Origin of the sequence: Aurantimicrobium minutum (assembly GCF_029893825.1) — a bacterium.
GTDB classification, from domain to species: Bacteria; Actinomycetota; Actinomycetes; order Actinomycetales; family Microbacteriaceae; genus Aurantimicrobium; species Aurantimicrobium minutum_C.
This window is the reverse complement of record NZ_JARXXV010000001.1, coordinates 530,063-545,342: the sequence shown is the minus strand read 5'-3', so window position 1 is coordinate 545,342 and position 15,280 is coordinate 530,063. Positions and strand designations below refer to the sequence as shown.

At 53.0% G+C, this 15,280-nt stretch carries 9 protein-coding genes and 2 rRNA genes; 8 read left to right on the top strand and 3 right to left on the bottom strand.

Annotation, left to right across the window (positions count from 1 at the left end):
* The first annotated feature begins 245 nt into the window (after positions 1–245).
* The 4 genes from M2120_RS02560 to M2120_RS02545 all read left to right on the top strand — a co-directional run bounded on the left by M2120_RS02560 (position 246) and on the right by M2120_RS02545 (position 6,685).
* Positions 246–3,361, top strand: a 23S ribosomal RNA gene (locus tag M2120_RS02560).
* 134 nt (positions 3,362–3,495) lie between these two features.
* A 5S ribosomal RNA gene (rrf, locus tag M2120_RS02555) occupies positions 3,496–3,612 on the top strand.
* A gap of 110 nt (positions 3,613–3,722) precedes the next feature.
* Positions 3,723–5,609: a hypothetical protein gene (locus tag M2120_RS02550; protein ID WP_280797158.1), complete on the top strand. Its 1,887-nt coding sequence runs from the start codon at positions 3,723–3,725 to the stop codon at positions 5,607–5,609.
* Positions 5,606–6,685 carry an HAD-IIA family hydrolase gene (locus M2120_RS02545; protein WP_280797157.1) on the top strand — a complete coding sequence of 360 codons (1,080 nt, stop codon included), beginning with the start codon at positions 5,606–5,608 and terminating at the stop codon, positions 6,683–6,685. The genes M2120_RS02550 and M2120_RS02545 overlap by 4 nt, the downstream gene beginning before the upstream one ends.
* Before the next feature lie 59 nt (positions 6,686–6,744).
* On the opposite strand, the gene M2120_RS02540 is transcribed toward M2120_RS02545, so the two are convergent.
* The 3 genes from M2120_RS02540 to M2120_RS02530 all read right to left on the bottom strand — a co-directional run bounded on the left by M2120_RS02540 (position 6,745) and on the right by M2120_RS02530 (position 10,800).
* On the bottom strand, positions 6,745–8,400 hold the full coding sequence (locus M2120_RS02540) for a solute symporter family protein (RefSeq protein WP_280797156.1): 1,656 nt from the start codon (positions 8,398–8,400) through the stop codon (positions 6,745–6,747).
* Positions 8,397–8,714 carry a DUF485 domain-containing protein gene (locus tag M2120_RS02535; protein ID WP_432418545.1) on the bottom strand — a complete coding sequence of 106 codons (318 nt, stop codon included), beginning with the start codon at positions 8,712–8,714 and terminating at the stop codon, positions 8,397–8,399. The genes M2120_RS02540 and M2120_RS02535 overlap by 4 nt, the downstream gene beginning before the upstream one ends.
* Positions 8,715–8,805: 91 nt before the next feature.
* Positions 8,806–10,800 carry a propionyl-CoA synthetase gene (locus M2120_RS02530; RefSeq protein WP_280797154.1) on the bottom strand — a complete coding sequence of 665 codons (1,995 nt, stop codon included), beginning with the start codon at positions 10,798–10,800 and terminating at the stop codon, positions 8,806–8,808.
* A 177-nt stretch (positions 10,801–10,977) separates the two neighbouring features.
* Between M2120_RS02530 and M2120_RS02525 the strand changes: the two genes are divergently transcribed.
* From M2120_RS02525 to M2120_RS02510, 4 genes are read left to right on the top strand one after another with little or no spacing between them, the layout of a single operon-like run.
* Positions 10,978–11,640: a GntR family transcriptional regulator gene (locus M2120_RS02525; protein ID WP_280798148.1), complete on the top strand. Its 663-nt coding sequence runs from the start codon at positions 10,978–10,980 to the stop codon at positions 11,638–11,640.
* A 29-nt stretch (positions 11,641–11,669) separates the two neighbouring features.
* Complete coding sequence (locus tag M2120_RS02520; RefSeq protein ID WP_280797153.1) at positions 11,670–13,193, top strand: MmgE/PrpD family protein; 1,524 nt, start codon at positions 11,670–11,672, stop codon at positions 13,191–13,193.
* Complete coding sequence (prpB, locus tag M2120_RS02515) at positions 13,193–14,104, top strand: methylisocitrate lyase (protein ID WP_280797152.1); 912 nt, start codon at positions 13,193–13,195, stop codon at positions 14,102–14,104. The genes M2120_RS02520 and prpB overlap by 1 nt, the downstream gene beginning before the upstream one ends.
* Before the next feature lie 35 nt (positions 14,105–14,139).
* Positions 14,140–15,267 (top strand): bifunctional 2-methylcitrate synthase/citrate synthase, encoded by a 1,128-nt coding sequence (locus M2120_RS02510; protein ID WP_280797151.1) that lies wholly within the window; start codon positions 14,140–14,142, stop codon positions 15,265–15,267.
* The last annotated feature ends 13 nt before the right edge of the window (positions 15,268–15,280 follow it).

Below are 15,280 nucleotides of genomic sequence, written 5' to 3'. Positions count from 1 at the left end.
GGTCCTGAGGGACCGGGACACCAAGATTTCTTGGTGAAACGAACCTCTGGACCTTTCTTCGTTTACATCACTCGTAAACAAGAGGGGTACCGCCCGTACTTTGAGAACTACACAGTGGACGCGAGCATCTTAGATACAGACTTTATTGTCTGTATCACAAAGATTTTAAGAGCGTAAATTTATTTACGTTCCGATAGATCATTGGTCAATTTTTCTTTACGAAAAATCGATTCAAACTCATGTGATTTCAAATTTCTAAGAGCAAACGGTGGATGCCTTGGCATCTGGAGCCGAAGAAGGACGTAGTAATCTGCGATAAGCCTCGGGGAGCTGATAAACGAGCTTTGATCCGAGGATTTCCGAATGGGGAAACCCCGCTGGGCCCGCAAGGTGACCCAGTGACTCCCGCCTGAATATATAGGGCGGGTAGAGGGAACGTGGGGAAGTGAAACATCTCAGTACCCACAGGAAGAGAAAACAAAAGTGATTCCGTAAGTAGTGGCGAGCGAACGCGGAAGAGGCTAAACCGATCATGTGTGATATCCGGTAGGAGTTGCATGGTCGGGGTTGCGGGACTTTTCATTCTGTTCTACCGAGCAGTGAGCGTTACAAAGTTGTATAGACGAATGGTCTTGAAAGGCCAGTCATAGAGGGTGCCAACCCCGTAGTCGAAATGCAGCAATGGCGCGAGAAGTATCCCAAGTAGCACGGGGCCCGAGAAATCCCGTGTGAATCTGTCAGGACCACCTGATAAGCCTAAATACTCCCAGATGACCGATAGCGGACAAGTACCGTGAGGGAAAGGTGAAAAGTACCCCGGGAGGGGAGTGAAATAGTACCTGAAACCGTTTGCTTACAAACCGTTGGAGCACCCTTGTAGGTGTGACAGCGTGCCTTTTGAAGAATGAGCCTGCGAGTTAGTGATATGTGGCGAGGTTAACCCGCGAGGGGAAGCCGTAGCGAAAGCGAGTCTTAATAGGGCGTTTCAGTCGCATGTTCTAGACCCGAAGCGAAGTGATCTATCCATGGCCAGGTTGAAGCGGCGGTAAGACGCCGTGGAGGACCGAACCCACTTAGGTTGAAAACTGAGGGGATGAGCTGTGGATAGGGGTGAAAGGCCAATCAAACTTCGTGATAGCTGGTTCTCTCCGAAATGCATTTAGGTGCAGCGTTGCGTGTTTCTTGCCGGAGGTAGAGCTACTGGATGGCCGATGGGCCCCACCGGGTTACTGACGTCAGCCAAACTCCGAATGCCGGTAAGTGAGAGCGCAGCAGTGAGACAGTGGGGGATAAGCTTCATTGTCGAGAGGGAAACAACCCAGACCACCAACTAAGGTCCCAAAGCGCGTGCTAAGTGGAAAAGGATGTGGAGTTGCAGTGACAACCAGGAGGTTGGCTTAGAAGCAGCCACCCTTGAAAGAGTGCGTAATAGCTCACTGGTCAAGTGATTCCGCGCCGACAATGTAACGGGGCTCAAGCACGCCACCGAAGTTGTGGCATTGATATATTGTGGTAGGCCTTCGTGGTCCAGCCATATTGATGGGTAGGAGAGCGTCGTGTGGCCAGCGAAGCGGCGGTGGAAACCAGCCGTGGAGGCCACACGAGTGAGAATGCAGGCATGAGTAGCGAAAGGGGAGTGAGAAACTCCCCCTCCGGAAGACCAAGGGTTCCAGGGTCAAGCTAATCTTCCCTGGGTAAGTCGGGACCTAAGGCGAGGCCGACAGGCGTAGTCGATGGACAACGGGTTGATATTCCCGTACTGACGAAGAACCGCCCAAACTAATCCAGTAATGCTAAGTGTCTGAATCCACCTGATCTGAGACTTCGGTCAACGACGGGCTGGCCTAGCACACGACCCTATGCTGGTGCGGTTAGCGTATTAACAGGTGTGACGCAGGAAGGTAGTCAAGCCGGGCGATGGTTGTCCCGGTCTAAGGCCGTAGGGCGAGAGATAGGCAAATCCGTCTCTCATTAAGCCTGAGAACCGATGGGTAGCTCTCACGAGCGAAATTGATGATCCTATGCTGCCAAGAAAAGCATCGACGCGAGGTTCCAGTCACCCGTACCCCAAACCGACTCAGGTGGTCAGGTAGAGAATACTAAGGAGATCGAGAGAATCGTGGTTAAGGAACTCGGCAAAATGCCCCCGTAACTTCGGGAGAAGGGGGGCCTGAGGCGTGTAGGGATTTACTCCTGAAGCGTTTGAAGGCCGCAGAGACCAGTGGGAAGCGACTGTTTACTAAAAACACAGGTCCGTGCCAAGTCGCAAGACGATGTATACGGACTGACGCCTGCCCGGTGCTGGAAGGTTAAGAGGAGCGGTTAGCGTAAGCGAAGCTGCGAATTTAAGCCCCAGTAAACGGCGGTGGTAACTATAACCATCCTAAGGTAGCGAAATTCCTTGTCGGGTAAGTTCCGACCTGCACGAATGGCGTAACGACTTCCCAGCTGTCTCAACCGCGAACTCGGCGAAATTGCACTACGAGTAAAGATGCTCGTTACGCGCAGAAGGACGGAAAGACCCCGTGACCTTTACTATAGTTTGGTATTGGTGTTCGGTGTGACTTGTGTAGGATAGGTGGGAGACTTTGAAGCCGGCACGCCAGTGTCGGTGGAGTCATTGTTGAAATACCACTCTGGTCACTCTGGACATCTAACCATGAACCGTAATCCGGTTCTGGGACAGTGCCTGATGGGTAGTTTAACTGGGGCGGTTGCCTCCCAAAAAGTAACGGAGGCGCCCAAAGGTTCCCTCAACCTGGTTGGCAATCAGGTGTCGAGTGTAAGTGCACAAGGGAGCTTGACTGTGAGACTGACAAGTCGAGCAGGGACGAAAGTCGGGACTAGTGATCCGGCAGTGGCTTGTGGAAGCGCTGTCGCTCAACGGATAAAAGGTACCTCGGGGATAACAGGCTGATCTTGCCCAAGAGTCCATATCGACGGCATGGTTTGGCACCTCGATGTCGGCTCGTCGCATCCTGGGGCTGGAGTAGGTCCCAAGGGTTGGGCTGTTCGCCCATTAAAGCGGTACGCGAGCTGGGTTTAGAACGTCGTGAGACAGTTCGGTCCCTATCCTCTGCGCGCGCAGGAAATTTGAGAGGATCTGTCCTTAGTACGAGAGGACCGGGACGGACCAACCTCTGGTGTGTCAGTTGTTCCGCCAGGAGCACCGCTGATTAGCTACGTTGGGAATGGATAACCGCTGAAAGCATCTAAGCGGGAAGCCGGCCTCAAGATGAGATTTCCATCCCTTCGGGGGAGAGGCTCGCAGCTAGACTACTGCGTTGATAGGCCGGATGTGGAAGTGGGGACTAAAGACCCATGGAGCTGACCGGTACTAATAAGCCAATAATTTGATAATCACTACACATAATCCGTTGTAAGGCTGGATTTTGTGGCCTGATGTTCGCGTCCACTGAGTGGTTCTCGATGTACGGTCGAGAACTGCGCATACATCGTATGTGCACGTTTCACTTTGATATACATCAATAGTGTTTCGGCGGCCATAGCGAGAGGGAAACGCCCGGTTACATTCCGAACCCGGAAGCTAAGACTCTCAGCGCCGATGGTACTGCAGGGGGGACCCTGTGGGAGAGTAGGACACCGCCGGACTTATTTGTAAAATAGCCACCCGTTTTTACGGGTGGCTATTTTGCGTTAAGCTAGATCTTGCAGCAGTTGCACAGCACTATCTGCACACAAACTACACAGAGGACTCTTTCATGAGCGAAGAAAACGAAGATTTCGGCACGCCTGGACGTGCTGACCGACCCCGCAGAGACGGCCAGGGTCCCCGCAACTACCGCTCAGAGAGTTCTCGAGAAGAACGTCCCAACCGCTATGGCGTTCCCCGTGATGGACAGTCACGTCCGCAGCGCGGAGAACGTCCCGCTGCTGGCCGCTCAGATCGTCCAACATACGGGGACCGTGCGTCTCGTCCTGACCGCGCAGACCGACCCGGTTATGCAGATCGTGGGCAGCGAGGGGAACGTCGCCCATACGGAGATCGCCCCGATCGCGGTGAGCGTTCACGTTATTCAGATCGAGATGGTGCTCCTCGTGGAGACCGGTCACGATATGGGGACCGTGAAACTCCACGAAGTGACCGCCCATATCGGCCTTCTGGCGATCGTCCTTCATACGGTGATCGCGGAGACCGCAACGCACGTCCAGAGCGCGGCGGTTTCGGTCGTGGCGGCTCAAATGGAGCACCTCGTGGTGAACGTCCTGGCGGCGATCGTGGAGGTAAGCCCTCATTCGGCGACCGTAACAGCCGTCCGGGACGTTCGGAACGTCCCAACTATGGTGATCGCCCCCAGCGTGGTGAGCGTTCCTCTTACGGAGACAGAGGTCCTCGTCCAGAACGTTCGGACCGTCCTTCGTATGGTGACCGTGGTCCCCGCCCGGAACGTTCCGAGCGCCCTAGCTACGGTGATCGCCCCCAGGGCGGCGAACGTCCCGCTTATGGTGACCGCACTTCTCGCCCAGATCGGGGGAGAGAACGACCTTCCTATGGAGACCGTCCAGAACGTCCTCGTTTTGGAGATCGCGGAGGTCGTCCAGACCGTGCTGGTGCTCCACGTGGTAGTCGTGATGATCGCACTTCTTGTTGGGAAGAGCCAGAACTTACTGAAGAGCAGCGCATGGCGCGCGAGCTACGTATGGTTCGACCACATCACGATGACCCATGGATCGATGACGATGTCACCGGTGATGAGCTCGATAAGGTCGCCCGCAACGAGTTGAAGACTCTGACTAAGGAGAACGCAGAGCGCGTTGCCAAGCACCTAGTGATGGCGGTTCGCTTAATGGATGAGAATCCTGAACTGGCTCACCAGCATGTGCTCTCTGCCGCACGTCGTGCTGGTCGTATTGCCATTGTTCGTGAAACTCTCGGCATCACCGCCTATGCAATTGGTGATTTCGCGTTAGCTTTGCGCGAGCTTCGTACCTACCGACGTATTTCTGGCTCTAATGAGCAGATTGCTCTCATGGTTGATGCTGAACGTGGTGTTGGGCGACCAGATAAAGCATTAGAACTTGGACGTTCTGTTGATCGTTCTACTCTGAGTGAATCCACCCAGGTGGCACTTTCCATTGCGATGTCTGGTGCTCGTTTAGATCTAGACCAGGTAGATCTTGCTCTCGCCGAGTTAGAGATTCCTCAGCTTGATCCGACCAAAGCCTTTACCTACAGCCCTGCACTATTTAGTGCGTATGCAGAAGTCCTAGAAGAGCTAGGACGCCACCAAGAAGCAGCTGAATGGACTACGTGTGCTGAAGTTGCCGAAAAGGCACTTGTTGCAGCTGATTTGATGGATTCCTCTGATGAAGATGAGCAAGACATTGTCGTGTTTGAAGAAGTACTCGAAGACGATGCTCTCGAATTAGTTTCAGAAGGACTCGTCGATGATGAGGGCATCGCTTTGGCTGATGTGATCAGCTCGGGTGCTTTCGAAGATTCTGACAGTGCTGAAGCGGAGCTCACGTCTGAGGAAGAGGATGCACTTATTGCTGAAGGCATCAGTCCTGATGACCTGCTCGAAGATGACGTTCGTCAGATCTTAATCGAGACTGCACACTTGGATGCAGAGGGAGACAAGGCGTGAGCCTGTTTTCAAAGAGACAACCAGAGCTAGGGCAGAGTCCGATTGAAGGCAAGGTCGTTGTTCTGGCAGATCTTGATGGTGTTGTCTATGCAGGGCCTGGAGCTATTCCATATGCTGTCGAGTCTCTGAATGCGGCTGCCGAGCACACTCGTGTTGGCTACATCACCAACAATGCTTCTCGCACAGCAGCTAGTGTTGCTGACCATTTGCGTGAATTGGGACTGAGCTGTTCTGATGATGACATTGTCTCCTCGCCGCAAGCAGCAATGCATTTGCTTGCTGAATTAGTTGAGCCCGGAGCGACAATATTGGTCGTCGGTGGTGAAGGTCTGACCTTTGAGCTGGAAAAGAACGGCTATGTCGTGACCTTCTCAGCAGAAGACAATCCTGCTGCTGTGATTCAGGGTTTCTCTCCCGATTTGGGTTGGAAACAGCTTGCAGAAGCTTCCTTTGCATTGAATGCACGACCTTCGTCAGACGCATTTGGTGGCACCGCTGCAGGTGCGGGCGAAAGCGCTGGAATTCCCTGGGTAGCGACCAACATGGACTGGACAATTCCTGTTGCCCGAGGTGTTGCGCCAGGTAATGGAACTCTCGTGTCTGCAGTTCACACTGCAGTGGGGCGACTTCCTGTTGTTGCAGGAAAGCCTGAACTCCCCATCTTTGAAGAGGCAGCCCGTCGCTTCGGCACCGCCGCAGCGCCAGAGACTGCGTTGTTTATCGGCGATCGTCTCGATACTGATGTCATGGGCGGCAATCGGGCCGGAATGAAGACGGTACTGGTTTTGACAGGTATCGACCAGGCAAAGCAACTCTTAGCCGCCCCAGCTGGTTCCCGTCCTGATTACATCTTGGGTGACCTCCGAGAGCTTTCACGGCCATATCCTGTTGCACTCATCAATAAAGATGGTTCTGTCACCGTTCGTGGCGCAACTGTTCGTAAAGACGGAATGAATCTAAACATCGTCAGTAGGGGAGAAGACAAGCTTGATCTGCTCCGTGCTGCCTGTCAGGTCATTTGGGATAGCGGCCTCGCCATCTTTGGTTTCACAGTTCCAGAAGAGTTGTATACCTAAGGCATAACGAAAGAACGCCCCTGGTTTCCCAGGGGCGTTCTTTCTTAGTGCGGATGTTCCTAGTGGTGAACTTCCTTCTCTGCACCGTGACCGGTGAGTGAACGAACTTCCATCTCGGCTGCAAGCCAGGAGTTTTCCTTCTTGCCGCCTGAGTAGGTTCCGAGGATACCCAGCAAGAATGCCAGAGGAATCGAAACGATTCCAGGGTTGTCCAGAGGGAACCAGTGGAAGTCAACGCCCTTGATCATTGAAGCGGTGAGCTCCATGGTCTTGGGATCGAGCTTGCCAGAAACAACAGGGGAGAATGCGATCAGAACGATCGACGAGATCAAACCACCGTACATCGACCACAGTGCACCACGAGTGTTGAAGCGGCGCCAGTAGAGCGAGTAGATGATGGTTGGAAGGTTTGCGGAAGCTGCAACTGCGAATGCAAGTGCAACCAAGAACGCAATGTTCTGTCCCTGTACAGCGATACCACCGATGATAGCCAGCACACCAATAACAACGATGGTGATGCGAGCGATCTTGACCTCAGCGTTGGGGCGAACCTCACCGCGCTTGATCACGTTGGCGTAAATATCGTGTGCGAACGAAGTTGCAGCAGTGATGGTCAGACCAGCAACCACCGCAAGAATCGTTGCGAATGCGATAGCGGAAACGATACCCAGCAGAACTGGACCACCAAGAGCTGCAGCAAGCAAAGGAGCGGCCGAGTTAGGTCCACCTGGAGCTGCGGCAATGGTTGCTGGACCTACGAGGACCAGTGCACCGAAACCGAGAACCAGAGTGAAGAGGTAGAACGCACCGATGAGCCAAATAGCCCACACAACAGACTTACGAGCTTCTTTAGCGGTTGGAACCGTGTAGAAACGCATGAGAACGTGTGGCAGACCAGCAGTACCAAGAACGAGAGCCATACCAAGTGAAATGAAGTCGATAGGGTTCTTGCCGTACTTGTTACCAGGCTTGAGAGCATCGAAAGGTACTTCGAGAGATGCTGCTGCATCCTGACCACGCTGGAGAAGTGCGCCCAGGTCGAAACCATTGAGTGCGAGTACCCAGATGGTCATAAGAGCAGCGCCAGCAATCAGAAGTGCTGCCTTGATGATCTGAACCCAGGTAGTTCCCTTCATGCCACCTACGAGAACGTAGATAACCATGAGGACACCAACAACTGCAACAACCAGCGAGGTTGCGAGAGTGTCAGTTGCAGGGATACCGAGCAGGAGGGATACAAGTCCACCAGCACCGGCCATCTGAGCCAGCAGGTAGAAGAAGCAGACGACCAGTGTCGAAATCGCTGCAGCCAAACGCACGGGGCGCTGGTGAAGACGGAATGACAATACGTCAGCCATCGTGAACTTACCGGTGTTACGCATAAGTTCTGCAACCAGCAGCAGAGCAACAAGCCATGCCACGAGGAAGCCGATGGAGTAGAGGAATCCGTCGTAACCGCTCAAAGCGATAGCGCCGGTAATACCCAGGAAGGATGCTGCCGACAGGTAGTCACCTGCGATAGCCATACCGTTCTGTCCACCGGTGAACGAACGTCCACCTGCGTAGAACTCATTAGCTGACTTGTTGTTACGTCCAGCGCGAATAACGATGAACATGGTGACAACAACAAAAGCAGCAAAGATGCTGATGTTGAGCACTGGGTTGTTGGACCCAGTAGCAGCAGCGTCTGCTGCCAGGATTAGTGCGTTGCTCATGCGGCACCTGCCTTCTGCTTAGCTTCGAGTTCGTGACGAAGCTCGGTTGCCAGTGGGTCCAGACGCTTGTTGGCGTAGCTGACGTACCACTGGGTGATGGCGAAGGTCGTGACGAACTGAGCAAGACCCAGGATCAGACCAATGTTGACTGCACCGAAGACGGGCGTTGCCATCCATGCCGATGCGTAGGTAGCGAGTACGACGTAGAGGAAATACCACGCCAATGCTGCTACGAGTAAAGGAATGACGAATCCGCGTTGACGCTTGCGGAGCTCCTTGTACTTAGGTGTTTCTTCGAAGGCAGGATAATCAATCCTGTGATGACCCTTCTCGGTCTCTTCGTTACTCACACGGCCTCCTTGCCGAAATGTGGATAAGGGGTATTGCTTGTGAATCTGCCGGTTATCAGGCCGGTTTCATCGGTTCAGGGTTACCCACAAGGGCAACCGTGAGGTCTTCGAGGACACTAATGTCCTCAATGGTTGGTGGGACGACGAAATCTTCGCCATCCACAATCTGACGCATGGTTTTGCGCAGAATCTTTCCTGAACGGGTCTTGGGTAGGCGCTCGAGAACGAGCACGTCACGGAAGGCGGCTACAGGGCCAACCTTGTCGCGAACTAACTTGACCAGTTCATTACAAATCTCATCGTGGTTACGATCTACACCAGCCTTGAGAGTGACAAACCCGCTCGCACGCTGACCCTTGAGTTCATCTTTCACACCGATAACTGCGCATTCAGCAACATCGGGGTGGTGGGCAAGTGCCTCTTCGAGTTGGCCGGTTGAGAGGCGGTGGCCAGCTACATTGATCACGTCATCAGTGCGACCCATCACGAAGACGTAGCCGTCTTCGTCAAGATATCCCGAGTCACCAGTTGCGTAGTAGCCAGGGAACGCTTCTAAATAAGCCTTCTGGTAACCATCAGGACGACCCCAGAGCCCGGCAAGTGTTCCGGGAGGCATGGGCAGTTTGATAACAATGTTGCCTTCTTCGCCCGCTGCAACAGCGTTTCCCTTACCGTCCACTACTTCGACTTTGTACCCAGGAACTGGAACAGTTGACGAGCCTGGCTTGATGGGGAGAGTTTCTATTCCTCGCAGGTTAGCGGTGATTGCCCAACCGGTCTCGGTTTGCCACCAGTGGTCAACTACAGGAATCTTGAGGCCTTCAGAAGCCCATTCCAGGGTTTCAGTATCTAATCGTTCACCGGCCATGAACAATGTGTGCATGCTGGTGACGTCGTAACGAGCGAGTTCTTTGAGCTCAGGGTCGACGCGGCGAATAGCACGCAAAGCTGTGGGTGCGGTGAAGAGTGCGCGAACCTTGTACTCATCCACGATGCGCCAGAATGCGCCGGCATCGGGTGTGCCAACCGGCTTGCCCTCGTAAATCACTGTTGTCGCACCTGCAAGCAGGGGAGCGTAAACGATGTATGAGTGGCCGACCACCCATCCCACATCAGAGGCAGCCCACATTACTTCACCGGGCTTGATGTTGTAGATGTTAGCCATTGACCACGTCAGGGCAACGGCGTGACCGCCGTTGTCTCGCATGATGCCCTTAGGGTTTCCTGTGGTTCCAGAGGTATACAGAACATACAGTGGATCAGTTGCAAGAACTGGAACACACTCGGCAGGGGTAGCTTCGGCAGCTGCGGCATCCCAGTCAAGCCAAGTGACGTTGTTAACCCCGTTGTAAGTCTTGATGGTGCCAGGCACGTTACGTCGTTCTTTCACGATGACGGTGTGAATAGATCCCTTGGAGAGGGAAAGGGCTTCGGCGACCATGGGGAGGTATTCCACCGTGCGACCTGGCTCAAGACCACCCGAAGCGGTTACGAGCACAGTAGGAGTTGCGTCATCGATGCGCACTGCAAGTTCATTTGCTGCGAAGCCACCGAACACTACCGAGTGAACTGCACCAATGCGTGCACATGCCAGCATGGCAATGATTGCTTGGGGAATCATCGGCAGGTAAATAATGACTCGGTCGCCCTTCGTAACACCCTGCGCTGCGAGTACACCGGCGAAGGAAGATACTTCTTCAAGAAGTTCTGAATAGGTGAATCGGTCTTTCACGCCGGTCATTGCAGAGTCGTAGATGACGGCAGTTTGATCACCGCGTCCAGCTAGGACGTGACGGTCAACGGCATTGAAGCACGTGTTGAGTTCAGCGCCAGGGAACCAGCGGTAGACAGGAGCTCCAGAGGAATCAAGTGCAGAGCTGGGGGGAGTGATCCAGTCAATTGCCTCGGCGGCTGCCATCCAAAAGGCTTCAGGGTTAGCAGAGCTCGATTCATAAGCTGCACGGTATGCACCTGTGTTTGCAGTCATTTCTCGCCTCCCCTTTGAGTCCAGCTCACACCGTTGTGAGTTGTTGAGTTGTGCTGCTGACATTTCAGTTTTTAGATACAAGAGTTTCTAAGAAAATGAAATGTTAGACATGACTGTATACACAAAATGTCAAAAGGTGCAATATTTTGGCAAGTATTGCGTGTTGAAACACCTGTGTGTATACATAACAGAGGTGGTCTGTATACAATGAACTCAACCATCTTCGTCAAAGGAGACATCATGAAGGCAAGTGACAAGGCTTATCGCAAGCTGTTGCACGAGATCGTTGATGGTGATTTGGCGCCAGGAACTGTTCTTGCAGAAGTTGAACAGTCAACTCGGTTAGGTGTTTCCCGCACACCCTTGCGAGAAGCTCTCTCTCGTTTGATGGCAGACGGTCTGGTGGAGTCAGCCCCTGGACGTGGCGTTGTTGTCACCGAGATTTCACTCGACAACATCAACGAACTGTATGAAGTCCGAGAGGCACTTGAAGAGCAAGCCGCTCGGCTAGCAGCTCACCGACGAGACCCCAAAGTTTTCATCAACATTGCTGAACAATTTGCCGATGCAGATCGATTGATCGAATCAGGCGAAGAAGGTGTTCGTCACTATTACGAACTCAATGAAAAGTTTGATGAAGCAATTGATGCCGCAGTGGATAACGCTTATCTGGTCGCAGCGCTTGAGAACTCTCGGGTACACCTCTCCCGCATTCGTCGCATGGCCAAAGACAATCCAGCACGATTGCACGAAAGTGCCATCGAGACACTCTTGATTATCCAAGCGATTATCGACGGCGATGCTGCCTTAGCTGCACACGCTACCCACGTTCATCTTCACAAATCGTTAACCAATATTCGTGCCTCAGTGAAGGGGCATCTCACCTCAGTCAACGTTGCGTAAGTAACGATCGACTCCCCGAAGGGAAAAACATGAAGCTCCATCACGTACGCGTATACAAGAGCGAAGAAACTCTTGAGCGCAAAGACCAGTTGGCATGGAAAATTGCAGAGGTAGCTTCTGATCCTGTAGCTGTTACTGCTGAGGTCACAGAAATGGTGATTAACCGCATCATTGATAACGCCTCCGTTGCAGTAGCTTCGCTGACACGTAAGCCCGTTGTGTCTGCACGTTCACAAGCACTCTCACATCCCTCATCGACAGGTGGCAATGGCGCCAACCTGTTCGGTGAGCCTGAAAACCTTCGCGTCTCACCTGAATGGGCAGCATGGGCTAACGGTGTTGCAGTGCGCGAGCTCGACTACCACGACACCTTCTTGGCAGCAGAATATTCACACCCTGGTGACAACATTCCGCCCATCCTTGCTGTTGCTCAGCATGTGGGTGTCCCTGGCGCTGACCTTATTCGTGGAATTGCCACCGGATATGAAATTCAGGTTGACCTGGTCAAGGCAATCTGTCTGCACAAGCACAAGATTGACCATGTTGCTCACCTCGGCCCCTCTGCTGCTGCTGGAATTGGCACCATGTTGCACCTGCCAACCGAAACCATTTACCAGGCCATCGGTCAGGCGCTTCACACCACCACTGCAACTCGTCAGTCTCGTAAGGGTGAAATCTCTTCATGGAAGGCACACGCACCCGCCTTCGCCGGAAAGATGGCGGTTGAAGCTGTAGACCGTGCGATGCGTGGCGAGACCAGCCCAACACCGATCTACGAAGGTGAAGATGGTGTGATTGCGTGGATGCTCGATGGCCCAACCGCTTCTTATGAAGTGCCACTTCCTGAAAAGGGAGAGGCCAAAAGTGGAATCCTCGACACCTACACCAAGGAACACTCTGCTGAATACCAGGCACAGGCGCTCATCGACCTAGCTCGCAAGCTTCACAACGAGCACCCTGAGGCAACAAACCCTGAGAACGTTAAGTCGGTTGTCATTCACACCTCACATCACACTCACTACGTGATTGGATCTGGTGCGAACGACCCACAGAAGTATGACCCCACTGCAAGCCGTGAGACCTTGGATCACTCGATTCCATATATCTTCACCGTGGCACTACAAGACGGGGCCTGGCACCACGTAGACAGCTATGCACCAGCACGCGCTGGTCGTGCGGACACTGTGGCGTTGTGGAACAAAACCACCACACTGGAAGATGCTGAGTGGACTCGTCGTTACCACTCGGAAGATCCTGCAGTGAAGGCATTTGGTGGTCGTGTAGAAATTACACTCAACGATGGAACCGTCATCGTGGATGAACTTGCTGTGGCAGATGCTCACCCACTCGGTGCAAGGCCATTCGCTCGAGAGCAATACATTAACAAGTTCCGAATTCTCGCTGACGGTGTTATCGAGGATGCTGAAGTTGAACGTTTCTTGGCTCTCGTTCAACGTTTGCCTGAACTCACCGCAGAAGAAATCGGTGGTCTCACTGTGATTGCCAAGCCTGGTGTGCTTTCTTCTGTGCCACTACCCAAGGGTCTGTTCTAATGCTGTATGCCAAGACAACCCCCGCAGAAAAGCGTCGTATTTTTCGTGAGCGGTTAGCTTCCGGTGAACTTCTACAGTTCCCTGGAGCTTTCAACCCGCTCTCGGCCAAGCTCATTCAGAGCAAGGGTTTTGATGGCGTATATATCTCGGGTGCTGTCTTGGCAGCAGACCTAGGACTACCAGATATTGGTCTGACCACTTTGACTGAGGTTGCTGGCCGTGGTCAGCAGATAGCTCGAATGACAGACCTTCCTGCACTGATTGATGCAGACACAGGTTTTGGTGAACCCCTCAACCTGGCACGAACTGTGCAGACACTCGAAGATGCTGGTGTTGCAGGTCTGCACATCGAAGATCAACACAACCCCAAGCGTTGTGGTCACTTAGATGGCAAGAACGTTGTCGATAATGACACTGCCGTTAAGCGCATTAAAGCAGCTGTAGATGCTCGTCGTGATGAGAACCTCCTCATCATGGCCCGCACTGATATTCGCGCAGTAGATGGCCTCGATGCTGCTATTGATCGGGCCAAGATGCTGGTAGATGCTGGTGCTGACGCTATCTTCCCTGAGGCGATGAAAGACCTCGGGGAGTTTGCCGCCATGCGTGCAGCACTCGATGTTCCGGTCTTGGCGAACATGACCGAATTCGGCAAGAGCGAGCTGTTCAGTAAGCAACAACTTTCTGACATTGGTATCAACATTGTGATCTACCCCGTATCGCTGCTTCGTTTAGCGATGGGTTCAGCAGTGCGTGGGCTGGATTCGTTGCAGGAAACGGGATCCTTCCAGGCATCAGTTTCTGAAATGCAAACACGTGCTGACCTCTACGAAACTCTCGACTATGAGGCTTACAACCACTTCGATTCAGGCATTTTCAACTTTGACCTGACTACCCACACCAAGCACTAATACAGACTTCATCTTTGACCTTGTGAGGAAATGCAATGACTGATCAACCCCAGATTTTCAAAGGCCTTGCCGGTGTCGTCGTCGATGCAACGGCTATTTCAAAGGTGAACCCTGAGACCAACTCTCTTCTGTATCGTGGTTATCCGGTTCAGGAACTTGCAGCTAGCAAAAGCTTTGAAGAAGTTGCATGGTTGTTGTGGCACGGCGAACTTCCTACTGCTTCAGAACTTGCTGGTTTCCAAAAGTCAGAGCGTGCCCAGCGTGCTTTGGACATCAACGTAAAGCGTGTCATCGACGAACTTCCGTTGACTGCCCACCCCATGGATGTGGTACGCACTGCAGTCAGCGTGATTGGTGCATCAGACCCTCACACAGATGACTCCACTCCTGAAGGCAACCTAGCTAAGAGCATCACATTGTTTGCCAAGCTGCCCGCGATTGTTTCCTATGACCAGCGTCGCCGTCGCGGAGAAGGAGTCATTGAACCACGTGATGACCTGGATTATTCAGCAAACTTCTTGTGGATGAGTTTTGGTGAGATCCCAGACGATGTTGTTGTGGATGCATTCCGTGTCTCCCTGATTTTGTATGCGGAGCACTCATTCAATGCCTCAACGTTCACTGCTCGTGTGATTACCTCAACTCTGTCTGACCTCTACTCCGCCGTCACGGGTGCAATTGGAGCGCTCAAGGGCCCACTCCACGGTGGTGCTAACGAAGCTGTGTTGCACATCTTTAACGAGATTGGTTTCGGCCCAGACGCTGCTGCCCGTGCTGAAGCATGGCTGGAGCAAGCTCTCGAGGAAAAGCGCAAAATCATGGGCTTTGGGCACCGTGTCTATAAGAAGGGTGACTCACGAGTTCCCACTATGCGCAAATCTATGGTTGAACTCATTGAGTACTACAACCGTCCAGATGTTCTTGACCTCTATGAAGGCCTTGAAGCTGCAATGACCGAGCGTAAGGGAATCATGCCAAACCTTGATTATCCTTCAGGTCCTGCTTATCACTTGATGGGTTTCGACACCCTGACCTTTACCCCCATCTTCGTGGCAGCACGAATCACTGGTTGGACTGCTCACATCATGGAGCAACTCCAAGCAAACGCCCTGATCCGCCCGTTGTCGGCCTACAACGGTGTGGATGAGCGCCACCTCTCATAAGCACAGAGGTAAA